A 24,249-nucleotide genomic window follows, 5' to 3' on the forward strand; every position below is an offset into this window, starting at 1 on the left:
ACTTTTTATAAGCTAAAATGTTCGGCAATCGTGCTCAATGCGTGTACCGGGAAGAATGACAAAGCAGCCACAATGAAAATAACAGCAAAAGTCATAACACCAAAAGTTGCCGTATCCGTTTTCAAAGTACCTGCACTCTCCGGAATGAATTTCTTTTGAGCCAGCAACCCGGCGATGGCCACCTGACCTACAATCGGAATAAAACGACTCAGAATAAGTACTATACCGCATGAGTAATTCCAAAAATAAGTATTATCTCCCAGCCCTTCGAAACCGGAACCATTGTTGGCCGCAGAAGAAGTATACTCGTAAAGCTGTTCGCTCAATCCATGAAAACTTGGGTTGTTCAACCAGCCGCCTTCACTCGTCACGAACTCCGGATGATGTGCGTACAGGTAGCTGGATAAAGCCGTGCCTACCAAAATCACAAACGGATGAAGCAATGCCACAATGGTCGCTATTTTCATTTCGCGGGCCTCTACTTTCTTTCCTAAAAATTCCGGTGTACGCCCTACCATTAATCCACTGATAAACACTGCTATAATAATAAAAGTGTAATAATTCATCCAACCTACACCGACACCACCAAACCAAGTATTGATCTGCATATTCAACATCTCGATCATACCACTGAGCGGCATGGTAGAATCATGCATACTGTTGACAGAACCATTGGATGTGACCGTAGTCGTTACACTCCAAAGTGCACCGGAAGCCGCACCGATACGTACCTCCTTGCCTTCCATCGCTCCGCCGGCCTGAGAAATTCCCATCTCATCGATACGGGGATTTCCTCCCATTTCCTGACTTACATTAATAAAGACTCCGATTAAATATGCAACCAGCATTACACCAAATATGCTATACGCTAACTTTTTCCGTTTTACGTAGAATCCAAAAGCAAACACCATTGCCATCGGGATAATCAGAATAGACCAACACTCCACTGCATTTGTGAGGAAAGTCGGATTTTCCAAGGGATGTGAAGAGTTGACGCCAAAATAGCCACCCCCATTCGTTCCTAATTGCTTGATAGGTATAATAGCAGCCGCAGGACCTTGTGAAACCATCTGTTCCTGACCTTCCAAAGTAGTAACTTTCATCTTTCCGTCAAATCCCATCGGAGTTCCTTGTAGAATAAGAATGAAACCTACAATTAAAGAAAGTGGCAGTAAAATACGGGTACAACTCACCACAAGAAATTGCCAGAAATTACCGATAGTCTTGGTCGTTTTAGCAGCCATCGCTTTCATCATACCCGCCATGGCCGCCATACCGGTTGCCGCCGTAATAAACTGGAAGAGCATGATAACGAATAGTTGTGTGAAGTACGTCAATCCGCTTTCGCCACTATAGTGCTGCAAATTACAGTTCACCATAAAGCTGATGCAAGTATTGAATGCCTGATCAGGAGTTTGCGGACCGTTTCCATCGGGATTCAACGGTAACCATCCCTGACTGACCAAAAGAACCATCCCCCAGAAAAACCAGAAAGCATTCAAAATCAATAATGCCTTTAAAAACTGTTTCCAGTTCATTTCCTCCTTCGGATCGATGCCGCATACCTTATAAATTAATTTCTCCACGGGAGCCATAAAGTCCGACCACGTCTTCTCTCCCTTATAAACCCTGGCAATGTATTTTCCCAATGGATAGGCCAATACCACCATCAGGACAATTTGCAAAGCCACACCTAATATTTCTGTATTCATTGCTTTAATACGATAAAAAGTAGTTTAAAACTTTTCGGGTCTGATGAGCACATACATCAGATAACCGAAGATTGCGATACCTATTACAAATAGTATTGTATACATAACTCTAATTCTCCTCTTTCTAAATATTCTCAAACCAATCTACGCATTTCCAAAATAGCCAGAAGCAAGCAAAGCCGCTAAACAGGCAGAAAATGAATGATAATGTTATTCCCATGTTTTTACCTTGTTTTTAAATTGTTATTAATTGTTTTTACCAGACTTGCTATATGCCAAATATATGCCAAAAGAGAAGATTACATCATAATCAATTATATATCAATAAATTAGGTTCAACGACAGGCACACACAAAAATAGTGTAACCCTTCCATTTTGAAAAGGATTACACTATTTTGAAAAGCCCCGGCACACTTGTACCATATCGACTTTTCCTAACGGATATATATCGGATTAATTAAAAAGGTATAACAGTATCACACCCTATCAATGCATCATTCATCAAAGTTTATATTCTTCAATTTTACGGTATAATGTGGTAAGCCCGATCTTCAATAAACGGGCAGTTTCGGTTTTATTTCCCTTGGTATACTCCAATACACGGGCAATATGCCGCCGTTCCATCGCTGCCAGTTCGAAACTTCCCGGAGCGGCCGCTTCATCCGACCGTTCATAATGACTGTTTTGTATTTCAAGAGGCAGATCGCATACATCCAAGCATTCTCCGTCACATACTATCAAACTACGTTCAATCACATTCCGTAATTCACGAATATTTCCTTTCCAGCATTGTTGGCTAAGCGCAACAAGAAATTCCGGAGACATTTTCGTCACCGAATAAGAAAGTTTCTCTGAGAATTTACGGACAAATGCCTCCGCCAAGATTTTAATATCGCCACTACGTTCACGCAATGGTGGAAGATGTATCTCAAAAACAGAAAGACGATAGAATAAATCCTCCCTAAAACGTCCGGCTACTATTTCTTCCGGCAGATTACGATTAGTAGCGGCAATAATACGCACATCCACCCGAGTCGGTTTGGTATCTCCTATCTTTATATATTCACCGGTTTCAAGAATACGGAGTAATTTCGCCTGCAATTCAAAAGCCATTTCTCCAATCTCATCCAGAAAAATAGTACCATTATTGGCTTCTTCAAAAAGCCCTTTCTTATCTTTCAATGCCCCGGTAAAAGAACCGGCTCTATGACCGAACATTTCACTCTCCAGCAGTTCCTTACTAAATGAGGAACAATTGACAGCTACAAAATTCTGTTTTCCACGTTTACTATTATAATGAATAGCTTGTGCAAACACCTCCTTACCGGTCCCCGTCTCACCGGTCAATAACACCGGGACATCAGTCACAGATACCTTTTGAGCCAACTGTACAGCCGCTTTCAACGCCTTAGAATCGCCCAAAATAGAATCAAACGAATACATCTGTCCCACCTTCTTTTCCAGTTTCTCAAGACGTACATTCATCCGTGCCTTCTCTACAGCGCGGCTGATTAAAGGGATGATTTTATTATTGTCATCCCCTTTTGTGATATAATCAAAAGCACCGTTTTTAATAGCCTGTACCCCATCCGGAATATTGCCATGGGCTGTGAGAAGAATAACCTCCACATTGGGAGCCGTTTTTTTAATGGCCAACACTAAATCAACGCCGTTTCCATCCGGAAGAAATACATCACACAAAGCCACATCGGGAGAATGAAGTTCCAATTGTTTCAATGCCGATTTACAATCACCGGCCTGACACACCTCATATCCTTCCAGCTCCATCATTCGTGCTAACAAGCTACGAATCTGGGCTTCATCATCGATAATAAGAATTTTACTCATGATTCAAAAGAGCGGTAAAAACAGGATTCGCAAATATACGTCTTTTCATCTTATCACCCAAACCTTTGGCATGCCATTTGATTTTTTATAGCTGAGATGTCACAGCAAAGAAGAGTCTACTAATTGTATAATCCGCTTTATAACAGCATTTTTCGATTATAGTTCGAAAATAAGAAACATCTCTCCCTCCTTTTCATTTTGATAAAAACGAACTGAAATGAAAAGGTGGTTATGAAAATAAAAACAAGAATAACCGTATTAAAAAACAAGAAACAATGAAAGTCTGTAAATTTGGTGGAACCTCTGTCGGTTCTGTAGAAAGAATGAAGAATGTAGCAAATCTGATTAGTGATGATCATCCTAAAATAGTTGTACTCTCCGCCACAGCAGGCACCACAGACCATCTGGAGAAAATAGTTTCGTACATCTTCAACAGAGAAATAGACGAGGCTCACAACGAAATCACTAAGCTTGAATTCTATTTTGTGGATTTTGCCAACAAATTATTAAAAGATGATTGTATAAAGCGACAAGCCATAGATTATATTCTGGATCGCTTTCGCTTACTTTGGAATTTCACCCGCAATTCATTTACAGTTGCCGATGAAAAAGAAATAGTTGCACAAGGCGAACTCATCAGTACAGCATTAATGAGCTTTTATTTGAAAGAACAAAAAAAAAGCAATGTACTCCTTTCCGCTTTCGACTTTATGCGTATAGGCCCCGATGGTGAACCGGATATGGAATACATTGAAAAACATTTGTCGGAACTAATAAAGAAATACAAAGGAATTCCACTATTTATCACCCAAGGGTTCATCTGTAAAAACGCCTACAACGAAACAGATAACCTCAAACGGGGTGGAAGCGACTACACCGCTTCACTCATCGGAGCAGCTATCAATGCTGAAGAAATTCAAATATGGACTGATATAGACGGTATGCACAATAACGACCCGCGTATCGTAAAAAATACCACTCCCATAAAGAAACTGAGTTTTGAAGAAGCTGAACGTCTGGCATACTTCGGAGCAAAAATCCTCCATCCTTTTTGTATTGCACCGGCCCGTCAAAAAGACATTCCGGTACGATTGCTCAGTTCGATAGAACCTCAAGCCGAAGGCACACTTATTTCCAAAAGCCAAGACGATCGTATTATAAAAGCCATTGCCGCAAAGGACTCAATATTCTATCTTAAATTCGAATCCAATCATGCCTTGCGCCCTTATCTGTTCACCAGTAAGGTTTTCGACACATTTGCCAGATACCAGACATCATTGTGTCTGCTCACCTCCTCCAGTACCGATATTTCTATTGCGACGGACAACAACGAAGCATTGCCACGCATCATCCGCGAATTATCGAAATATGCAAACGTCACAGTAGAAGATCATATGTCCATCATCTCCGTCGTAGGTAACATGAAATGGCAATATACCGGATTTGAAGCAAAAATTATGGAGGCATTGAAAGACATCCCGCTACGCATGATCTCTTATGGGAGCACCAACAACGACGTATCCGTTGTTGTGAAAACCAGTGATAAGAAAAAAGCGCTACAAGCTCTCAGCAATTCTTTATTTGAGGATAAAATGCTTGTGTAGTTGAAAGTTGAAAATTGAGAGTTGAAAGTTAAGTGTTGGGAATTGAAAGCCGAGAACCTAAAAATTAGGGATCGAGAGCTGAAAGCTGAAAGTATTTTCCGTAGTTCATGAACTTTTTATATTTATTGAACGTTATTATTTCCAAAGGAAACTATTTACAACTAAAATAAATATGAAAATTATCATCATTGGAGGTGTAGCAGGTGGAGCAACCACTGCTGCCCGAATCAGAAGAATGGACGAAACATCGGAAATCATTCTCCTTGAAAAAGGTAAGTATATTTCTTACGCTAACTGTGGATTACCTTATTATATCGGAGATGTGATAACCGATCGTGAAAAATTATTCGTACAGACTCCCGAAGCTTTTTCCGTACGTTTTCGTGTGGATGTACGTACAGAAAATGAAGTTATCTTTATCGACCGCAAGAAAAAAACAGTGACCGTACGTCTCAACAGTGAGGATACATACGAAGAAAGTTACGACAAATTATTGATCTCTACCGGTGCAATACCGGTCAGACCACCTCTGCCGGGGATCGATTCCGACGGCATCTTTACACTCAGAAATGTCTATGATACGGACCGGATAAAAAAATATATCCATGAACACCCTGTTCGTAAAGCAGTGGTTATCGGGGCCGGATTTATCGGTCTGGAAATGGCAGAAAACTTACATGCGTTGGGAGCTAAGGTCTCGATCGTAGAGATGGCCAATCAGGTAATGACTCCCATCGATTTCTCGATGGCTTCCCTCGTACATCAGCATCTGATGGATAAAGGAGTGAATTTATATCTGGAACAAGCGGTCGCCTCCTTTGAGAGAACAGGAAAAGAACTGAAAGTAATATTCAAAAACGGGCAATCGATTCAGGCGGATATCGTCATACTCTCCATCGGCGTACGTCCGGAAACGACATTGGCACGTGCTGCCGGACTGACAATCGGAGAAGCCGGCGGTATTGCCGTAAATGACTTCCTGCAAACCTCAGATGAAGCGATCTATGCAATCGGCGATGCCATTGAATACCACCATCCGATCACGGGAAAACCCTGGTTGAACTACCTCGCAGGCCCTGCCAACAGGCAAGGCCGTATCGTTGCCGACAATCTTTTAGGAGCAAAAATCAAATATGAAGGAGCTATCGGTACTTCCATTGCCAAAGTATTCGACCTCACCGTAGCGACCACCGGATTGCCCGGTAAACGCCTGCGACAAGCAGAAATAGCCTACGTCTCATCAACCACTCATTCTTCTTCACATGCCGGTTATTATCCGGATGCTACCCAGATGAGTATCAAAATCACGTTTGATAAAGAAAGCGGTAAACTATACGGTGCACAGATTGTCGGCTACGACGGAGTTGACAAGCGTATCGATGAATTTGCACTTATTATCAAACATCAAGGCACCATCTACGACCTGACGCAAGTGGAACAGGCATATGCACCTCCGTTCTCATCGGCCAAAGATCCGGTAGCCATTGCAGGTTACGTGGCCGAAGATATCATTGCAGAAAAAGTGAAGCTTGTTTATTGGCGCGATCTGCGCGATATCCGGCTGGAACACGAATTTCTATTGGACGTACGGACACCCGATGAATTCTCTTTAGGATCATTGCCAAGCGCAGTCAACATACCATTGGATGAAATACGTGACCGCATTGACGAAATTCCCAAAGACAAACCCGTATACGTGTTCTGTGCCGTCGGCCTAAGAGGATATTTAGCCTACCGTATACTTTCTCAGCATGGATACGATAAAGTGCGCAACCTTTCCGGCGGATTAAAAATTTATAAGGCGGCTACCGCACCCATTGTTCTGAACGAAGAAAATGACATTCAACATACTGATAATAAGGTAACTCCTACTACCGTCACCCCTTCTCCGCAGCCGTCAGCAAACACCGATTCATCAGCACGTGTCATTCGGGTGGATGCCTGTGGTATGCAGTGTCCCGGACCTATCCTGAAAATGAAAAAAACAATGGATACACTCACTCCCGGCGAACGGGTAGAGGTCATTTCCACTGATCCCGGTTTTGCGCGTGATGCGTCTGCATGGTGTAATTCCACTGGGAACAAGCTGATTTCTAAAGAAAGTTCAGGTGGAAAATCGGTGGTGATTATTGAAAAAGAGGAACCGAAAGCCTGTAATCTGGTGACTTCCTGCGAAGGTAAAGGCAAAACTTTTATCATGTTTAGCGATGATCTTGATAAAGCATTAGCTACCTTTGTGCTGGCAAACGGTGCAGCAGCAACCGGGCAAAAGGTAACTATCTTCTTCACCTTTTGGGGACTGAACGTTATAAAACGGCTTAGTAAACCCAAAGTAAAAAAGGATATTTTTGGAAAAATGTTCGGTATGATGTTACCTTCCAGTTCACTAAAGTTGAAATTATCCAAAATGAGTATGGGAGGCATAGGAGGAAAAATGATGCGGTCCATAATGAAGCACAAAGGCATAGACTCACTGGAATCTCTGCGCCGGCAAGCATTGGAGAATGGTGTGGAATTTATTGCTTGTCAAATGTCTATGGACGTAATGGGAGTGAAAAAAGAAGAATTATTGGATGAAATAACCATTGGCGGAGTAGCTACGTATATGGAACGCGCCGACAATGCGAACATTAACCTGTTTATATAAAAAAATAAATGAAAACAATATGCATAATGCGCGATATTTACAAAGCCCTCGCGGGCTTTGAAGCGCAGTTTGAAGAAGTATACGGTTTATCACTTAATGAAGCGATGATACTGTGTGCCCTGCAGGAAGCCCAAAAGGAGATGACATCCACAGATTTGTCTGCCCGTACCGAAATGGGAACTTCCCACACTTCTAAAGTCATCAGAACCGTGGAAGAAAAGGGATTGATAAAAAGAGCCTTAGGGGAAACGGATAAAAGACAAATGTATTTCAGTTTGACCCCGAAAGGGGAGAAACAATTGGAAGCCATTAACCTCGAAAAAGTGGAAGTGCCGGAAATGCTCAAACCTCTTCTATAAATAATTTAAACTGGCTCTGAAAGCATGAGTGTAAACAGTAAAAATAGCACACATTCCATCATTTTTATAAGTCATTGTATATCAATATACTAAGACACGTCTTCTTTTTCTCTACGAGGAACTTACCGTTCCTCGTAGAGTTTCCCTTCGTTTTTCGTAGAGGAACAACGCCTTCCTCGTAGAGGAACACGACAAAGACTCATAAAATACAACAAAACGAACAAAAAACATCTATTCGTCCAGCCACTTTTGTATCTGCGAAATCACATGCATTCTCATGCTCTCCGGTAATGTGCTGATCCGTGCCAAATGGCTTCCACCGGGTTGAACAAACACCGACACATTTTTCTTCCCTTTTAGCCAAGTCACACCGGCGGCTGTCCAAGGATCATTTTGCCCGTAGATAAATATCATCTTCGGATCATTGTCCTTCAGAAAGTTCACTATTTTCCGACCAAGCTTTTTATGAAATTTCATATGCCGTAATTCTTTCGGAAGCATCAACCTCCGCAAATAATGCTTGCTGCTTTTAATAGAAAGATATTCTCTGAACGGTTCGATATCATAACCGTAGTATCCCAATTCACGGGCCGCTTGTACAAAGAAAGAAACATTCGGACTATCGCAAGTAAAATAAGACGGGGCACTGACATCCAACAAATGCCGGAATATCTCTTCGTCCGATGCCGTAGAGGAAGGGATATTACTCACTTCCGTCCCCCATTGCCAGAGTGCAAACGAATACTCCAGCACACAAAAATCATAAATTTCATCTAACGGAGCACGAAAGACATACTTCTTTTCAGTGCAATAGGTTTCGAAACGGGGTAATAACCTGCTTTTTCGTTTCAACACTTCCAACTGGAAATCTTCGACCTTTTTCCGCTCTTCGGCCGTAGAAACCTGCTGCAGAAACGGCTCATGCCTGCCGTCTTCCACGCCATAACAAAGCGGTGCTACATAAGGAACCGAAATATCCACATCGTCCGGAAAAAAAGCACGATACAATAAGGAAGTCTGCCCTCCTTTGCTAATACCCGTGCTTATCCATTTCCCCGGATACATCGTCTTAAATGCAGCAGTCACGGCATGCAGGTCTTTGGCAGAATTTTCGGCAGTCAGATACTTCCAGTCTCTCGGTTCCGGAGTAGACTCCAGAAAAAAGCGATGTTCTACAAATATCATATTTGCATTAAACAAGCGTGATAACTCCTCACGATAGCCCGGACGCATGGCATAAGCGGCTCCATATCCCTCGGTAACGATCACCGTAGGACGGTCGAATCCGACGTGTGCCACAATAACACGTTGATGAAACGAACCCTTTTTCGGATGACGATGATCCAGAGGTTGAGAGAAATAAATAACGTATTTCTCTACAAATTCAGTTGTTTCCAACGGTTTCACACGATCGACAAGAGCCATATTTTCCACTTTTTCCAGTAAACCGGCCTGTGCCGATAAACGGGCGGACAGAAGCAAAAGTGAAAAAACCCAAAGTACTGCATAGCAGCGAGGTAACTGTTTCATACGTATCCGATTTTTAATTTCGTACAAAGATAACCCCTTTCCGGAGATAATCCGGCCCATACTTTAACATTTTAACATTCACCTCTGCGAACCTTTTATAACAGAAGTTGTTGTTTCTATCAAAAGCCTAAGGTACCAGAGCAGGATTTTTTTATTTAACCTAAACATTATAAAAGATATGAAGAGATTAATTCCTATTTTATTGGCGGTCTTTGCGTTCGCTGCTTGCGAAAAAGACCCCGACATGGACAAATTGGACAATGATTATTTGGTGTATACCAATTACGACAAGAAGGCTAACTTCAAAGAGTTCACCACTTACTACTTGCCGGACAAAATTCTCGTGATCAGCGATAAAGAAGAACCGGAATATCTGGAAGGAGAAGCTGCACAAGAAATTCTCGCCGCTTATAAAAGCAATATGGATCAAAGAGGTTACATAATGGCGGCTTCTAAAGAAGAGGCTCAATTGGGTATACAAGTAAGTTACATCAAAAGCACCTATTTCTTCACCGATTACGGACAACCGGAATGGTGGTGGGGCTATCCCGGATACTGGGGCTCAGGCTACTGGGGCAACTGGGGTGGCGGATGGTATTATCCATACGCAGTGAACTATAGTTATAGCACCAACTCATTCATCACGGAAATTGTAAATCTGGATGCACCGGAAGGACCAAAGGAAAAACTGCCTATCTTATGGACAAGTTACATGACCGGCTTGGTTTATTCCAGCAATATGAACAAAGCACTCGCTGTGAAAGGTGTTAACCAGGCATTTACACAATCACCTTATCTTACTAACAAATAACAACTAACATTAGAAACGTTATGAAGACAATAAAATATATTTCCGTCAGAGTGTTGGCCATCGCAGCCCTCGCTCTCGTCTTTGCCATGCCGGCAAAGGCACAATTATCAGATAATGGATATGCGAATATCGACTGGCAATTTAATGTACCGTTAAGCAATGGATTTGCAGATGATGCAAGTGGCTGGGGTATGAACTTCGAAGGTGGTTATTTCGTAACCCCCAACCTGGGATTAGGCCTCTTCCTAAACTATCACACCAACCATGAATATGTAGGCCGTGAAACCTTTTCGGTAAATGGCGGTAGCATGACCAGCGACCAGCAACACACCATCTTTCAGTTGCCTTTCGGTGCCGCAGCACGTTATCAGTTCAACCGTGGTGGAGCATGGCAACCTTATGCCGGTGTAAAACTCGGTACAGAATATGCCAAAGTCCGCTCTAACTATAACATCTTTGAATCCAGAAACGAAAACTGGGGTTTCTACGTATCACCGGAAGTCGGTTTGAATGTTTACCCATGGGCTTATGGTCCGGGATTGCATCTGGCCCTGTATTATAGCTATAGCACCAACAAAGCCGACAACGTATTGACTTACAATGTGGACAAACTGAACAACTTCGGTTTCCGTATCGGATTGTCGTTCTAAATAGTGATAAATGATTAGTAATTAGTGATAAGTGATTAGTACCCTGCAGCATCATCGCGCAGCCCACTAATCACTTATCACTTTATCACTAATTGCTTATCACTAATCTCTTATCACGAACCACCACTTATTTGTCTACTTCATCGCCTTATAAAGTACTTCCTGTATTCGAGGACGAATATCCAACTCCATTAATTTGCGATTTGTTGCATCAGGATAGGTACGATTACTTAAAAAAACATAGATCAGTTCATTATCCGGATCGACCCAGGCACAAGTACCTGTAAAACCGGTATGCCCATATACAGAGGCCGGTGCAGATTTTGTACAAGGACTTTTATCAGGAGTTTTCATATCCGGCTTATCAAAACCGAGCCCGCGACGGCTGATTTTAGAGACCTCGGTAGTAAACAACTTACAGGTTTCGCGGCTCAAATAACGATGCCCATCCAATTCTCCTTCATTCAAAAGCATCTGATAAATACGAGCTATTTCACGGGCATTAGAAAATAATCCGGCATTACCGCCGACTCCTCCCTGAAATGCGGCACACTCATCATGAACAAACCCCTGCAGTACACTTTTTCGCAAAAACCGGTCATTGGCCGAGGGAATAATCTCTGACTTCGGAAGACGGCGCAAAGGAAGATACAACGTACGTTCCAATCCCATTGGCGCATAAAACTCTTTCGCTAAATATTCATCCATCGGCATATCCGCCAACCGGTCCACCAAAAAACGCAAAAGGATAAAGCCGATATCACTGTAACGGTATTGTTTGGTTTTCAACGGTATCTCCGATATCTTTTCCTGTAAAACCTGTACGAAAGACTTATTAAGCCATAAGCTGTCACTAATCTGCAAACTGCATTCGGAAGTACGAACTTTGGAAGTCATTCCCTGCAAAAAACGGAAATTAGGATTCGCCCATGTAGTAGCCCCCAAGCGCAATGGATGCAGTGCATCCCGCCGTGCAGAAAACAGACGTCCTTTATAACTCTCTTTATCAATAGCTTCGGGATAAAGAACGATTCCGGCAGGTAATCCGGATTGGTGCAAGAGTATTTCACGAATAGTTATGTCCTTTTTATCGGTTCCCTGTAACCACGGTAAATAATCGGAGAGCTTATCCGATAAATTAAAACGTCCCTTATCATAGAGCTTCATCAAAGCTAACAATGTTCCGGTTGTTTTTGAAAGTGAAGCAATGTCATACACATCGGCCGAATGTACCGGCGCACTACCTTTTCCTGCATGAGTACCAAAACAGCGGTCATACAAAATCTGCCCCTCTTTCATCACCACAATCTGACAACCGGGATAAGCTCCTGCTTTTATTCCCATCCGGGCAATGGAATCAATACGATCGAGCATTACAGAAGACATGCCGTATTCTTCCGGTTTAAAATGAGGAGGGGTATGCGGAGTAATCGTCACCCCGGCTCCCGTAGCAAATAATCCGCCAAGACTGGCAGAAAGCCGGCCGTCTGCCGAAGCACGGGCAAAAAGGATATCGGCTACCTGCCGTTGTACATCCTGCCCCGTAGAATGTGCCAATACAACGGCTTGTGCCGTCGAAACAGCACGATGTATCTGCAACATCATCTTTCCGGGAGTAAAGAAAAGATAAACCGTCGGGGGATTTTTTTTATCAGTAGCCAATCCGGCAAAAAAGTTCTGAAAAGGAGCCAGCCGTTGTTCGCTTACCGCAACAATAACACGGCGATAACCGGAAAGCGAGTCTCTCAAAACCCTTTCCTGCGCTTCTGTCATCCCTTTACGAAGACGGAAACGCACCAGTGACGTATATTTTCCCAACCTGCCGGCAAGTGCATCCGTCTCTCCGGCATCGCCCACTTCCAGCAGAGCCATAGGCGGCATTTCTTTATCAGCATGAAGCGGCAGGATGTGTTCTTTATTATTCAAAACAGTTATGGCAGCCAGATTCAAGCGGCGGATCAGATCACGCGTCTGAGGTGTGTTGATCCGGGTTCCCAAACCGGAAAGCTGTATATTCGGTTTTCGGCTAAGTCCAAGGGCATATTTATAAGTAAGTACTTTCCGGCATTTACGATCCAATTCCTCACGCGAAAATTCACCACGCTCTACCGCTCCGATCACGGCCGGTACTTCTGCTTTCAAGTTTCTCGGAGCGAGAACCATATCATTCCCTGCCTTCAAAGCCTGCAAACAAAGATCGGCATTACCCGAAACGCCTTTCATTGCAAGCGCATCTGTAAAAATCAACCCTCTAAAAGCTAATTCTTCCGTCAATAAGCCATATACCACATTACGCGAAAGGGATGAAGGCAACCCACTCAAAGGCTCGATAACAGGCACTTGGAGATGCCCTACCATCATACCGCTCAACCCGGCCCGTATCGCTTCTTTAAACGGATACAGTTCCACGCTATCCAAGCGTTCACGCGTAAAAGGCAAGACAGGCAATGCCTTATGAGAATCCACATCCGTATCTCCATGTCCCGGAAAATGCTTACAAACAGAAAGAACACGTCCACTTTCCAAACCACTGGCATAAGCAATCACTTTATCCGACACACGCACAGGGTCCTCACCAAAAGAACGATTATTGATAACCGGATTTTGCGGATTGATATTCACATCCGCCACAGGGGCAAAATTGACCTGTACACCAAGCTCACAGCATTGACGAGCCATTTCACGGCCATACTCATAAATCAACTGATTATCCTGTATACATCCCAATACCATATTGCGCGGAAAAAGCGGAGTACCGCGAAGGCGCATCGACAATCCCCATTCCCCGTCAAAAGTAATCATCAACGGAAGACGTGCCATACGTTGCGCCTGATTGGTGAGGATAGCTTGTGTTTGCATTTTTCCACCGGAAAATAAAAGACCGCCTACTTTATAAGTATCCACCGCTTCGCGCAACAGTGCCTGATTGGCCTTGGTATCTACCGGAGCAATGGTATAAATAAACAGTTGCCCTACCTTCTCTTTCAAGCTGAGCCGGTTCATCACCGAATCCACCCATTGCCGGCAATGCGGATCTTGTTCTGCTTTATAAAGAAGAAGAGGATGTACATTTGTCTGACCGTACAAAAACTCACCGAAGCAAAAAAGCAGTAGAGGTATCAGGTATTTCTTCATCTCATCTAAATATATGATTGGCAAATTATCAGTTTAGCATCCGTTCCCTTATTCCCGTTCAAATGTCAAATCTATTTTCCCGACAAAAATGCCATTCTTACCCGTATGCGATACAGGGATTGATTCACCGTCCAGATTTTGGAAAAAGACCGGCTCCTGCATAAAAGTATGGGAATGGCCGCCAAGTACGACATCGATATTTCGTGTTTGATGTACCAGCATCTCATCTTCTTTTATTCCAAGATGCGACAAACAAACTACAGCATCACACCCTTCCACGTCTTTCAACTTCACAGCCACCTCATTCGCCACCGGTACGGGATCTTTGAACACTACGCCTTCGCACTTATCGGCCTGTACGAGCCCCTCCATTTTTGCACCAAGCCCGAATACTCCTATTTTCAACCCGTCACGTTCCAATATAACGTACGGCTTCACAAGACCTTCGAGCACAGTACCCTCCATGCCATAATTGGCACAAACGATTGGAAAATCAGCCATTTTAAACAAACGCGCCATGTTTTCCAAACCAAAATCGAACTCATGATTACCGATAGTGGCTGCATCGTACTTCATCAGGTTCAACATTTTAATTTCCACCTCTCCCTTAAAAAGGTTGTAATAGGGTGTACCTTGCGAGAAGTCTCCGCAGTCGAACACTAAAACATCGGGATTATTTTCACGGAACTGATCCAACAGGGCAGCCCGACGCACAAAACCACCCATGCCGGCATATTTGTCGGCAGCGTGTACATCGATCGGCTCGATGCGGCTATGGGTATCACTGGTTTGCAACAATGTAAGTGTTTTTGTCTGCTGTGCAAATCCCGGAAGAAGCGCACATAGCAGAAAGAATATGGTTATTGATAATTGATACCTTTTCATTATCTGGTTATTTTGTAAATTCGTTATTCATGATCATTTTACTGTAATTCTTCCTTCCATACGAGAAGTAATCTTCTTTCCGGCCTTTGTCTGCTGCTCCACATAATCCATGAACAGTCCACGTAAAGTAGCTCCGGGAGGACACTCTCTGTTCTCGGCTTTCACCAATGGGTTCATTCCGTCATTTCCATCGGCCAAGTAATCGATGGTAGCTATCGTGTACAGCTTGTTATCATCCACCGGTTTTCCTCCGATAGTACCGTTCAGCAGTTCACCGTCTTTAGTAATATCCAGGCGAACCCCACTTACTCCCTCACCTCGGCAGGCAGCAATGGATGCAAACAGTTCCTTCAAGACACTCCCTTTCACTGTCACGACACAAAGGGAGTTTTCGAAAGGCAATATTTCATAAATGTTTCCACAAGTGATTTCACCTTCCGAAAGTATATTACGTAACCCGCCCATATTCATCAATCCCATATCGGCAGGCTTACCCAATACCTGTACGGCAGCTTCTCTCAACACATCCGCCACCAGATTGGATAACAAACTCTCCGGCGCCCCTTTGTCCATCGTCATCTCACTCGTACCTACCACCCGGTACATCACGCTATCTACCGAAGCCTTATACGGAGCCAACAACGCCACAGCGTCCGTATCTGGATGTACGTCCCATATTGAATCAATTGTAATCATGCTTCCATCAATTCTTGCCAGTTTATAAGGTGACTGGCAGGAAGCAAGCATCAGAAGCCCTGTTAGGGCCACTCCCGAAAAGAGCTTTGCATAAGTTTGTTTCATATACTGTTTTTTTAATCGTTCTACAAATATAGATAAAAATGTTGGTAGTGTGCCAAAAAATTCGTTACTTTGCACCGCTTTCGCGCAATCGCTGTTAGGAGAGAGTTGCCTGATATGTTGCGTTGTAACGATAAAACAATTTAATAATAACAACAATGGATTTAATTAAAATTGCAGAAGAAGCATTTGCTACCGGTAAACAGCATCCGAACTTCAAAGCAGGTGACACAGTAACCGTAGCATATCGTATCATCGAGGGTAACAAAGAACGTGTACAGTTGTACCGTGGTGTTGTTATCAAAATTGCTGGTCACGGTGACAAGAAGCGTTTTACAGTACGCAAAATGTCTGGAACAGTAGGTGTAGAAAGAATTTTCCCGATCGAATCACCGGCTATCGACAGCATCGAAGTGAACAAGGTAGGTAAAGTTCGTCGCGCTAAATTGTATTATTTGCGTGCACTTACCGGTAAGAAAGCCAGAATCAAAGAAAAAAGAGTTAACGGTTAATTCCGATAATCTCCAATTCGAGATAAAAAAGAGAAAGTTCCGTAAGGAATTTTCTCTTTTTTATTTTCCAATATTACAAGATAATGAATGTTAGCATTACAATTATGGCTTCGCGGTTATTGTTCCAGTTGCGAAGTCCAATTCAAGGACCACATCTTTTCCATTGCCCAATTTTATTTTATAAGTATCGCCTTGCCAACCCAACGTCATGGGGTCTATTACCGCTCCGGTAGCAGCACAATAATGCTGAACAGCTGTCATGCCGGCAGTCCACTTGTGTTGCATCGCTTCTGTTCTGTAGCTAAAATCGTCACCAAATTTCCCATAAGCCGTATAAGTAAACTTTTCCATAGTCAAAGTATATGAATCATCGGTCATCTTGTCCGTATTTTTAAGCAGGAAAGTAACCAAACCGCCTTTTCGCACTGTATTAAGCGTTATTTCTTTTTTGCTATCCATCACGATATCACTCATATAAGCTGTACCGAAAGCATTATAGACTCCTGCACTTTGCAGACACTCAACCGACAGGCCCTTATACTGTTTGTTGATCGAGACCTGGTTATATTCAATATTTCCCTTTACAAAATCACTCGTAACGATCACACTATAATCACCCGGTTCCAATTCTTCTGTCGTATACGAAGCAATAGCACTTATATTAGAGAGATAACGGCTATCGTTCGCAACAATAGAGACGTCATTGCCTGCCTGCTTCACAACCAGAAAAGAAACACGAATCCGGAGACCGTCGGACAACTCATCCGTGAAATACAGATCGCCTTTCGCATCTTTCAAATCTTTCACTACATCGTATACCGATGTGTTGATTGTCAGCTTGATCGCATTATCCTCTTCTTCACACGAAACCAATGATACACAAGCATATACAAGCGCAAACAAATAAAACAACTTTTTCATTTTTACTTCTTTATAATGTTAATAATATTACTTCGCCATATAATCCAGCACTGTGTAAGGCTTCCATTTGCCCTCTTTATCCTTTATCAGTTCCATGGTTTCATTTTCTATCGCTATATCTCCCTCTTTAAAATTTTCCAAGATTTTGCCAAATGGAGTGATGTTGGTGAGAACAACTGTATAGTGAGCATATCCTTTATTTTCCCCGACATACTCCTTGGTAATCACCTTGCCCACCTTCTCATTGGCTCCTCTCATCGCAACAAACGCCACGCTTCCCTGCTTTAAAGGTGTGCCTTTCAGGTATTTTTCACCTTCTGGAGTCAAGCCGACAATGATACGATAAATCGCTCCTACCCGTTCCCTCTGCTCCACAGTAATCAAACCTGCTTCCTGCAAAGCTAAAAACTGTTCCATTTTCAGATTGCGCTCTCCCACAGATCCGTATTTAATGGTAGCCGATTCATCGAAAGTTACATCCCCTATCGGAAGATAGGCTGCTTTATACGCGGCTTGATCCGGTGCGGTACCTCCCAAAGTTAAAAGTGCATTTCCAGTATCTTCTATTACCCGATCAGATACTTTACCATCTCCACAAGATACCAGTAGGTAGAAACCTGCCAGCATCAACAAATAATTAACTGCTTTCATAATTTACAATTATCAGATTAAACAAAGATCTTATCAAGCTCTAAACAAATGCTTTATATCCTATTAAAGCATTGATAATATCATTAATTTATTTTAAAATAGGATATTGCAAAGATAGCATATAAGCAAACACTGACCTGTCACCCCAAAGGGTGTTTTTATTACCTAAAAAGACAAATACATCATAAAGTCCATACATACAAAATGGCAACATGCAAAAGCCCCGGACAAACAAATGTTCGCCCGGGGCTTTATTACCTTTATATAATAATGAAGTAGACTCTTAAAAAGATTACAAGTCTTTCAACTCCCAAGCCAATGCACTGGCACCCAGCACAGCAGCATCAGAATCTTTTAATTCGGAAACCAATAGCTTGGTTTTACCTTTATAGATATTAAGCAAATTATCTTCCATTGCTTTATGGATCGGTTTCATGATATAATCACCCGATTTTGCAAGACCACCGAACAACACAATTGCCTCCGGACTGGAGAATGCAATGAAATCTGCCAAAGCCTCACCAAGTATAGTACCTGTGAACTCAAAAATTTCCTGTGCCAATTTATCACCCTGCACTGCTGCATCATATACATCTTTTGAAGTAATGTTTTCTGCAGGAATATTACGCAAAAGGCTGGCATCCGTGCGTGCAGCCAAGAATTCACGAGCCGTACGGGCTACACCTGTAGCCGAGCAATACGTCTCCAGACAACCTTTACGTCCGCAACCGCACATACGTCCCGTACCGCGACGAACAATCACATGGCCCAACTCACCGGCAAAACCATCGTGACCATAAACCATCTGTCCGTTAATAACAATACCGCTACCGACACCTGTGCCCAATGTAATCATGATAAAATCCTTCATACCACGCGCAGCGCCATAGGTCATTTCACCTACACCGGCCGCATTGGCATCATTAGTCAAAGCCGTAGGAATGCCAAGACGTTCTTCAAACATGGCAGCCAAAGGAATAATACCTTTCCAAGGCAAGTTAGGAGCGAATTCGATTGTTCCGCTATAATAGTTTCCGTTAGGAGCACCGATACCGATACCTTTTATTTTTTCAACGCCACCTTGTGAGATGATAAGAGGAAGAAGATTTTTACATACTTCATCTACATATTCTTCTACTGTTTCATAAGCCTGAGTTTTTACAGAGCCGCTTGCAATAATAGTACCGCGTGCATCTACAATACCAAAGACAGAGTTTGTTCCGCCTATGTCAATACCTACTACGTAGGGTTTTTCCATGTTTGAATTCATGATAGTTCGTTTAAAAGGGTTAGCTTATTAATAATTTATTGCACACAAATTACGTAAAGAAGATTGAGTCTACAAAATGTTTTTTTAAAAAACTTCACTCTGTTTGCAACTTTTCGTATCTTCCGTGCGTCTAATAGAAGAAATTATAAGAAAAGCCAAACTAAATAAAAGAAATTGTGATACACCTCAAAGACATTAACAAGACTTACTACAATGGAGCTCCCCTCCATGTGCTCAAAGGTATCAACCTCGACATAAAACGTGGAGAGTTCGTTTCTATCATGGGAGCATCAGGATCGGGAAAGTCTACCTTGTTAAACATACTGGGCATCCTTGACAACTATGATACCGGTGACTATTACCTGAATAACGTACTGATAAAAGACCTCAGCGAAACCAAAGCTGCAGAATACAGAAACCGGATGATAGGATTTATCTTCCAGTCCTTCAACTTGATTTCTTTTAAGAATGCTGTGGAGAATGTAGCCTTGCCACTATTCTACCAAGGAGTAAGCCGCAAAAAAAGGAATGCCCTGGCATTGGAGTATCTGGATAAGTTGGGGTTGAAAGATTGGGCGCATCACATGCCAAACGAGATGAGTGGCGGGCAAAAACAACGTGTCGCCATTGCACGCGCATTGATCACCCAACCCCAAATTATTTTGGCTGACGAACCGACCGGTGCACTGGACAGTAAGACTTCCGTTGAGGTAATGCAAATATTAAAAGACCTCCACAAAACAGGAATGACCATCGTAGTAGTGACACATGAAAGCGGTGTAGCCAATCAAACGGATAAAATTATTCATATCAAGGACGGAATCATCGAACGGATTGAGGAGAACCTCGATCATGATGCATCTCCTTTCGGCCAACACGGAATAATGAAATAAGAAAAAAGAAAGGATTTACGATTAGACAATTGGCAATTTCCGATTAAAAATAGTCTTTGTTTGTTCATCTCTTTCCCATCTCAAAATATAAACCGATAATATCAATCGTAAATCGTAAACGTACCTATGGACTCAAAGATTAAACAATGGTCATGACCATAGGGAATAAATCTAAATAAAATCATGTTTGACATTTGGCAAGAAATATATGGTACCATCAAACGGAACAAATTGCGCACATTCCTCACAGGATTTGCCGTAGCATGGGGCATCTTTATGCTTATCGTACTGTTAGGGGCAGGCAACGGACTGATCCACGCGTTCGAACAATCGTCTTCGGAACGGGCCTTGAATTCTATCAAGATATTTCCCGGGTGGACTACCAAATCGTATGAAGGGCTGAAAGAAGGACGAAGGGTTAAGCTGGATAACAAGGACTTAGACATAACCAAAGAACAGTTCCAAGAAAATGTAATCGAAGTCGGTGCAACCTTATATCAAAATAGTACCAATCTAAATTTTGGTAAAGAATATGTCAACCTAAGACTAACAGGAGTATTCCCGAATTTCCCGGAAGTAGAAACGGTAAAACTATCCAAAGGACGGTTCATTAATGAGATAGATATACGACAATGCAGGAAGGTGATTGTTCTCAATACCAAAACAGCCGAAATCCTTTTCGATAAAACTCATACAGAACCTATCGGACAAAACGTAAAAACAGGGGGGATTATCTATCAGGTAGTAGGGCTGTATAAAGACCAGGGAGACAACAGTTCAAGTGATGCATATATTCCTTTTACAACTCTACAACTCATTTATAATGAAGGAAATAAAGTAAACAATATCATTTTCACCACCAAAAATCTGAAGTCAATAGAAGACAACAAGGCTTTTGAAACTCAATACCGCAAAGTATTAGGAACCCACCACCGCTTCGATCCTACTGACGAAAGTGCTATCTGGATATGGAACCGGTTTACCAATTACCTGCGCAACATGGGAGCCATGAATATGCTTCGGATAGCTATTTGGGTGATAGGTATCTTCACACTGTTGAGCGGAATTGTAGGAGTCTCGAATATCATGCTGATTACCGTAAAAGAACGAACCCGGGAATTCGGCATCCGCAAAGCATTGGGAGCAAAACCACGGTCTATCTTATGGCTCATTATCGTAGAGAGCGTTGCAATCACTACTTTTTTCGGATATATAGGAATGGTCAGCGGCATTGCAGTAACCGAATGGATGAACAGCGCTTTCGGAAACCAGCAAATGGATAACGGTATGTGGTCGGAAACCGTATTCTCTAATCCGACGGTAGATTTGGGAATTGCCATACAAGCCACTCTGACATTAGTCATAGCAGGCACTTTAGCCGGGTTCTTTCCTGCCCGGAAAGCAGTAACCATCAGCCCGATAGAAGCACTCAGAGCAGACTAATAATGTGCCAATTATTCAATGTGCCAATATGCCAATGGAAAAAATTGGGAAATTAGGAAATTGAATAATTGAATAACAAATTAAATAACTAAGTAATTAACCGTGCACAGCCAATTGACACATTGGCAAATTAGCACATTGGCAAATTATTCAAGATGCGAATAGACATAGACACGTGTGAGGAAATCCTTATCACGATAACAAGAAACAAAACCCGGAGCCTGCTTACGGCATTCGGAGTATTCTGGGGTATTTTCATGCTCGTGGCACTCATTGGAGGCGGACAAGGTATGCAAAATGCCATGCAGGTGCAGTTTGAAGGATTCGCCACAAACTCCGGTTTTGCATGGCCGCAGAAAACAGGCGAGGCCTACAAAGGATTCCGTAAAGGACGCTGGTGGAGCTTAAATATCGATGACATCGAACGTATACGCAAAAATGTAGACGGGATCGAGCTTATCACCCCTTCCATTGCCCGTTGGGGCTCTAAATCGGTATATGAAGACAAAAAATTCGATTGTATCGTGAAAGGACTACATCCCGAATATGAAAATATCGAAGCACAAGATATTTCCCTCGGGAGATTTATAAATGATGTGGATATACGCGAAGCGCGCAAAGTATGTGTCATCGGGAAACGTGTGTATGAAAGCCTGTTTACACCGGGCACCGATCCTTTGGGAAAATACATTCGCGTAGACGGAATTTACTATCGTGTCATCGGATTATCGGTGGCAGAAGGAAATATCAGCATCCAAGGGCAATCATCCGAATCTGTTATATTGCCTTTTACAACCATGCAACGGGCTTATAACCTGGGACGTAACATAGAGTTGGCCTGCTTTACTGTCAAACCGGGTTTGAAAGTGACAGATATACAGCCGGAAGTAGAACGTATTATCAAAGAAGCACACTTCATATCACCGGATGACAAACAAGCCATCATGGTATTAAACACAGAGGCTATGTTTTCAATGATGGATAACCTATTCACAGGTATACGCATTCTTATCTGGATGGTAGGATTGGGTACTCTGTTAGCAGGAGCCATCGGGGTATCAAACATCATGATGGTAACAGTGCGCGAACGTACTACCGAAATCGGTATTCGCCGTGCGATCGGTGCCCGTCCCAAGGATATACTCCAACAGATTCTTTCTGAAAGCATGGTGCTTACCACAATAGCCGGAATGATGGGAATCTCATTTGCCGTATTAGTACTTCAAGTGATGGATATGACCATCACCAGTGACAGTGGGAGGTCTTTCGGCTTCCAGGTTACATTCGGTTTGGCTGTGGGCACTTGTGCATTATTAATCACATTGGGCATGCTGGCAGGACTGGCACCCGCCTACCGGGCAATGGCCATTAAACCGATTGAAGCCATCCGTGACGAATAATCACAATTGGCAAATCAAAGAGAGATAAAAAAGAAAAATATAAAATCAAAAAATAAGACTAAGATGAAAAAGTTTCTGAAAATCACATTGCTGGTAGTCCTAACAGCCGGTATCATAGGGACATTTGTATTCCTGTGGATGAAATCAAGACCGAAAGTTGTTGTATACGAAACAGTAAACGCCGAGATCACCGATCTACAAAAAACAACAGTGGCCACGGGTAAAGTAGAGCCTCGCGATGAAATCCTCATCAAGCCTCAAATCTCGGGTATCATTGACGAAGTATACAAAGAAGCCGGACAGAGCATCCGCAAAGGTGAAGTGATTGCCAAAGTAAAGGTAATCCCGGAGTTAGGACAGGTAAACTCTGCCGAAAGCCGTGTACGCCTGGCGGAAATTAATGAGAAACAGGCACAGACGGATTTTGACCGCGTGGAGAAGTTGTTCAAAGACAAACTCATCAGCCGCGAAGACTTCGAAAAAAGCGAAGTGGCACTGAAACAGGCGCGTGTAGAAGTACAGACGGCTAAAGATGCACTTGAAATTATCAAAGAAGGGATTACTAAAAACAGCGCTTCACTCTCCAGTACTTTAATCCGTTCGACAATAGACGGACTGATATTGGATGTCCCGGTAAAAGCCGGTAACTCCGTAATTATGAGTAATACGTTCAATGACGGAACAACCATCGCTACGGTGGCCAATATGAATGATTTGATTTTTAAAGGTAAGATAGACGAAACGGAAGTCGGACGTATTCACGAAGGAATGCCTGTAAAACTAACCATCGGCGCATTACAAAATCTGACATTCGATGCCAAACTGGAATATATTTCTCCTAAAGGGGTGGAGGAAAACGGCGCTAACCAATTTGAGATAAAAGCAGCAGTATCCGTGCCCGACAGCATACAAATCCGTTCAGGCTATTCGGCAAATGCAGAAATTGTGCTTCAACGCGCCCAACAGACCTTAGCAGTGCCTGAAAGTGTTATTGAGTTCAGTGGCGACTCCACTTTTGTCTATGTAATGACAGATTCGGTACCGGAACAAAAATTCCAACGCAAACCAGTAACTGCCGGCATGAGCGATGGTATCAAAATAGAGATAAAAAGCGGCGTGACAGCGAAAGATAAAATCCGTGGGGCAGAAAAGAAAGATAAATAATAAAATCAATAACAG

The 24,249-nt window shown here is 42.7% G+C and carries 19 protein-coding genes and 2 pseudogenes; 11 read left to right on the forward strand and 10 right to left on the reverse strand.

What is annotated here, in order from left to right; genetic code table 11:
• Positions 1–5: 5 nt before the first annotated feature.
• The 3 genes from kdpA to HMPREF1532_RS06255 form a co-directional block, all read right to left on the reverse strand.
• Positions 6–1,712: a potassium-transporting ATPase subunit KdpA gene (gene kdpA, locus HMPREF1532_RS06250; RefSeq protein ID WP_005926428.1), complete on the reverse strand. Its 1,707-nt coding sequence runs from the start codon at positions 1,710–1,712 to the stop codon at positions 6–8.
• A gap of 24 nt (positions 1,713–1,736) precedes the next feature.
• Complete coding sequence (gene kdpF, locus HMPREF1532_RS22010) at positions 1,737–1,817, reverse strand: K(+)-transporting ATPase subunit F (RefSeq protein WP_122282111.1); 81 nt, start codon at positions 1,815–1,817, stop codon at positions 1,737–1,739.
• Between the two features lie 397 nt (positions 1,818–2,214).
• Positions 2,215–3,561: a sigma-54-dependent transcriptional regulator gene (locus HMPREF1532_RS06255; protein WP_005926430.1), complete on the reverse strand. Its 1,347-nt coding sequence runs from the start codon at positions 3,559–3,561 to the stop codon at positions 2,215–2,217.
• Positions 3,562–3,836: 275 nt separating this feature from the next.
• On the opposite strand from HMPREF1532_RS06255, the gene HMPREF1532_RS06260 reads away from it, so the two are divergent.
• The 4 genes and pseudogenes from HMPREF1532_RS06260 to HMPREF1532_RS06270 all read left to right on the forward strand — a co-directional run bounded on the left by HMPREF1532_RS06260 (position 3,837) and on the right by HMPREF1532_RS06270 (position 8,171).
• Complete coding sequence (locus HMPREF1532_RS06260; protein ID WP_005926433.1) at positions 3,837–5,165, forward strand: aspartate kinase; 1,329 nt, start codon at positions 3,837–3,839, stop codon at positions 5,163–5,165.
• 172 nt (positions 5,166–5,337) lie between these two features.
• Positions 5,338–7,006 (forward strand): annotated as a pseudogene (locus HMPREF1532_RS06265) (FAD-dependent oxidoreductase); the annotation flags it as partial.
• Between the two features lie 83 nt (positions 7,007–7,089).
• A pseudogene (locus HMPREF1532_RS22015) lies at positions 7,090–7,812 on the forward strand (DsrE/DsrF/DrsH-like family protein); the annotation flags it as partial.
• Between the two features lie 8 nt (positions 7,813–7,820).
• Positions 7,821–8,171: a MarR family winged helix-turn-helix transcriptional regulator gene (locus HMPREF1532_RS06270; RefSeq protein WP_007478866.1), complete on the forward strand. Its 351-nt coding sequence runs from the start codon at positions 7,821–7,823 to the stop codon at positions 8,169–8,171.
• Between the two features lie 231 nt (positions 8,172–8,402).
• Here HMPREF1532_RS06270 and HMPREF1532_RS06275 read toward each other — a convergent pair whose 3' ends face one another.
• On the reverse strand, positions 8,403–9,701 hold the full coding sequence (locus HMPREF1532_RS06275) for a S28 family serine protease (protein ID WP_005926442.1): 1,299 nt from the start codon (positions 9,699–9,701) through the stop codon (positions 8,403–8,405).
• Positions 9,702–9,879: 178 nt separating this feature from the next.
• On the opposite strand from HMPREF1532_RS06275, the gene HMPREF1532_RS06280 reads away from it, so the two are divergent.
• Together HMPREF1532_RS06280 and HMPREF1532_RS06285 are read left to right on the forward strand one after the other, a co-directional pair.
• Positions 9,880–10,512 (forward strand): DUF4136 domain-containing protein, encoded by a 633-nt coding sequence (locus HMPREF1532_RS06280; protein ID WP_005926445.1) that lies wholly within the window; start codon positions 9,880–9,882, stop codon positions 10,510–10,512.
• Positions 10,513–10,532: 20 nt separating this feature from the next.
• The gene (locus tag HMPREF1532_RS06285) at positions 10,533–11,162 is read left to right on the forward strand and encodes a porin family protein (protein WP_005926448.1); all 630 of its coding nucleotides are present in this window, start codon (positions 10,533–10,535) and stop codon (positions 11,160–11,162) included.
• Between the two features lie 135 nt (positions 11,163–11,297).
• Here the strand turns inward: HMPREF1532_RS06285 and HMPREF1532_RS06290 are convergent, their stop codons facing one another.
• Genes HMPREF1532_RS06290 through HMPREF1532_RS06300 form a run of 3 tightly spaced genes read right to left on the reverse strand, consistent with a single transcriptional unit; the run spans position 11,298 to position 15,983 of the window.
• On the reverse strand, positions 11,298–14,297 hold the full coding sequence (locus HMPREF1532_RS06290) for a serine hydrolase domain-containing protein (protein WP_005926451.1): 3,000 nt from the start codon (positions 14,295–14,297) through the stop codon (positions 11,298–11,300).
• A 48-nt stretch (positions 14,298–14,345) separates the two neighbouring features.
• Entirely contained in the window at positions 14,346–15,182 is an 837-nt protein-coding gene (locus HMPREF1532_RS06295; protein ID WP_005926454.1) for a bifunctional metallophosphatase/5'-nucleotidase, read from the reverse strand.
• 33 nt (positions 15,183–15,215) lie between these two features.
• Positions 15,216–15,983, reverse strand: a complete 768-nt coding sequence (locus HMPREF1532_RS06300) for a 5'-nucleotidase C-terminal domain-containing protein (RefSeq protein WP_005926457.1) — start codon at positions 15,981–15,983, stop codon at positions 15,216–15,218.
• A 155-nt stretch (positions 15,984–16,138) separates the two neighbouring features.
• On the opposite strand from HMPREF1532_RS06300, the gene rplS reads away from it, so the two are divergent.
• Positions 16,139–16,492, forward strand: coding sequence for a 50S ribosomal protein L19 (gene rplS / locus HMPREF1532_RS06305; protein ID WP_005926460.1), 354 nt, complete (start codon positions 16,139–16,141; stop codon positions 16,490–16,492).
• A gap of 102 nt (positions 16,493–16,594) precedes the next feature.
• Here the strand turns inward: rplS and HMPREF1532_RS06310 are convergent, their stop codons facing one another.
• From HMPREF1532_RS06310 to HMPREF1532_RS06320, 3 genes are all read right to left on the reverse strand, one after another.
• The gene (locus tag HMPREF1532_RS06310; protein ID WP_005926463.1) at positions 16,595–17,413 is read right to left on the reverse strand and encodes a hypothetical protein; all 819 of its coding nucleotides are present in this window, start codon (positions 17,411–17,413) and stop codon (positions 16,595–16,597) included.
• Between the two features lie 27 nt (positions 17,414–17,440).
• On the reverse strand, positions 17,441–18,064 hold the full coding sequence (locus HMPREF1532_RS06315; RefSeq protein ID WP_005926466.1) for a hypothetical protein: 624 nt from the start codon (positions 18,062–18,064) through the stop codon (positions 17,441–17,443).
• Positions 18,065–18,356: 292 nt separating this feature from the next.
• Complete coding sequence (locus tag HMPREF1532_RS06320) at positions 18,357–19,334, reverse strand: ROK family protein (protein ID WP_005926469.1); 978 nt, start codon at positions 19,332–19,334, stop codon at positions 18,357–18,359.
• Between the two features lie 176 nt (positions 19,335–19,510).
• On the opposite strand from HMPREF1532_RS06320, the gene HMPREF1532_RS06325 reads away from it, so the two are divergent.
• The 4 genes from HMPREF1532_RS06325 (at position 19,511) to HMPREF1532_RS06340 (ending at position 24,234) form a co-directional block, all read left to right on the forward strand.
• A complete protein-coding gene (locus HMPREF1532_RS06325) occupies positions 19,511–20,227 on the forward strand; it encodes an ABC transporter ATP-binding protein (RefSeq protein WP_005926473.1) in 717 nt (238 codons plus the stop codon).
• A gap of 183 nt (positions 20,228–20,410) precedes the next feature.
• Complete coding sequence (locus HMPREF1532_RS06330) at positions 20,411–21,670, forward strand: ABC transporter permease (protein ID WP_005926476.1); 1,260 nt, start codon at positions 20,411–20,413, stop codon at positions 21,668–21,670.
• A 155-nt stretch (positions 21,671–21,825) separates the two neighbouring features.
• Positions 21,826–23,070, forward strand: coding sequence for an ABC transporter permease (locus tag HMPREF1532_RS06335; protein ID WP_005926479.1), 1,245 nt, complete (start codon positions 21,826–21,828; stop codon positions 23,068–23,070).
• A 63-nt stretch (positions 23,071–23,133) separates the two neighbouring features.
• Complete coding sequence (locus tag HMPREF1532_RS06340) at positions 23,134–24,234, forward strand: efflux RND transporter periplasmic adaptor subunit (RefSeq protein WP_005926482.1); 1,101 nt, start codon at positions 23,134–23,136, stop codon at positions 24,232–24,234.
• Positions 24,235–24,249: the final 15 nt, after the last annotated feature.

It is taken from the genome of Bacteroides salyersiae WAL 10018 = DSM 18765 = JCM 12988 (genome assembly GCF_000381365.1).
Lineage (GTDB): Bacteria > Bacteroidota > Bacteroidia > Bacteroidales > Bacteroidaceae > Bacteroides > Bacteroides salyersiae.

Excerpts from the sequence above, each read along its gene's own strand:
- HMPREF1532_RS06255 (WP_005926430.1), bottom strand. The coding sequence starts at position 3,561 with ATGAGTAAAATTCTTATTATCGATGATGAAGCCCAGATTCGTAGCTTG.
- HMPREF1532_RS06285 (WP_005926448.1), top strand. The coding sequence starts at position 10,533 with ATGAAGACAATAAAATATATTTCCGTCAGAGTGTTGGCCATCGCAGCC.
- HMPREF1532_RS06315 (WP_005926466.1), bottom strand. The coding sequence starts at position 18,064 with ATGAAAGCAGTTAATTATTTGTTGATGCTGGCAGGTTTCTACCTACTG.
- HMPREF1532_RS06310 (WP_005926463.1), bottom strand. The coding sequence starts at position 17,413 with ATGAAAAAGTTGTTTTATTTGTTTGCGCTTGTATATGCTTGTGTATCA.
- HMPREF1532_RS06295 (WP_005926454.1), bottom strand. The coding sequence starts at position 15,182 with ATGAAAAGGTATCAATTATCAATAACCATATTCTTTCTGCTATGTGCG.
- HMPREF1532_RS06320 (WP_005926469.1), bottom strand. The coding sequence starts at position 19,334 with ATGAATTCAAACATGGAAAAACCCTACGTAGTAGGTATTGACATAGGC.
- HMPREF1532_RS06270 (WP_007478866.1), top strand. The coding sequence starts at position 7,821 with ATGAAAACAATATGCATAATGCGCGATATTTACAAAGCCCTCGCGGGC.
- HMPREF1532_RS06280 (WP_005926445.1), top strand. The coding sequence starts at position 9,880 with ATGAAGAGATTAATTCCTATTTTATTGGCGGTCTTTGCGTTCGCTGCT.
- HMPREF1532_RS06330 (WP_005926476.1), top strand. The coding sequence starts at position 20,411 with ATGTTTGACATTTGGCAAGAAATATATGGTACCATCAAACGGAACAAA.
- HMPREF1532_RS06340 (WP_005926482.1), top strand. The coding sequence starts at position 23,134 with ATGAAAAAGTTTCTGAAAATCACATTGCTGGTAGTCCTAACAGCCGGT.
- rplS (WP_005926460.1), top strand. The coding sequence starts at position 16,139 with ATGGATTTAATTAAAATTGCAGAAGAAGCATTTGCTACCGGTAAACAG.
- kdpA (WP_005926428.1), bottom strand. The coding sequence starts at position 1,712 with ATGAATACAGAAATATTAGGTGTGGCTTTGCAAATTGTCCTGATGGTG.
- HMPREF1532_RS06300 (WP_005926457.1), bottom strand. The coding sequence starts at position 15,983 with ATGAAACAAACTTATGCAAAGCTCTTTTCGGGAGTGGCCCTAACAGGG.
- HMPREF1532_RS06335 (WP_005926479.1), top strand. The coding sequence starts at position 21,826 with ATGCGAATAGACATAGACACGTGTGAGGAAATCCTTATCACGATAACA.
- HMPREF1532_RS06260 (WP_005926433.1), top strand. The coding sequence starts at position 3,837 with ATGAAAGTCTGTAAATTTGGTGGAACCTCTGTCGGTTCTGTAGAAAGA.
- HMPREF1532_RS06290 (WP_005926451.1), bottom strand. The coding sequence starts at position 14,297 with ATGAAGAAATACCTGATACCTCTACTGCTTTTTTGCTTCGGTGAGTTT.
- kdpF (WP_122282111.1), bottom strand. The coding sequence starts at position 1,817 with ATGTATACAATACTATTTGTAATAGGTATCGCAATCTTCGGTTATCTG.
- HMPREF1532_RS06275 (WP_005926442.1), bottom strand. The coding sequence starts at position 9,701 with ATGAAACAGTTACCTCGCTGCTATGCAGTACTTTGGGTTTTTTCACTT.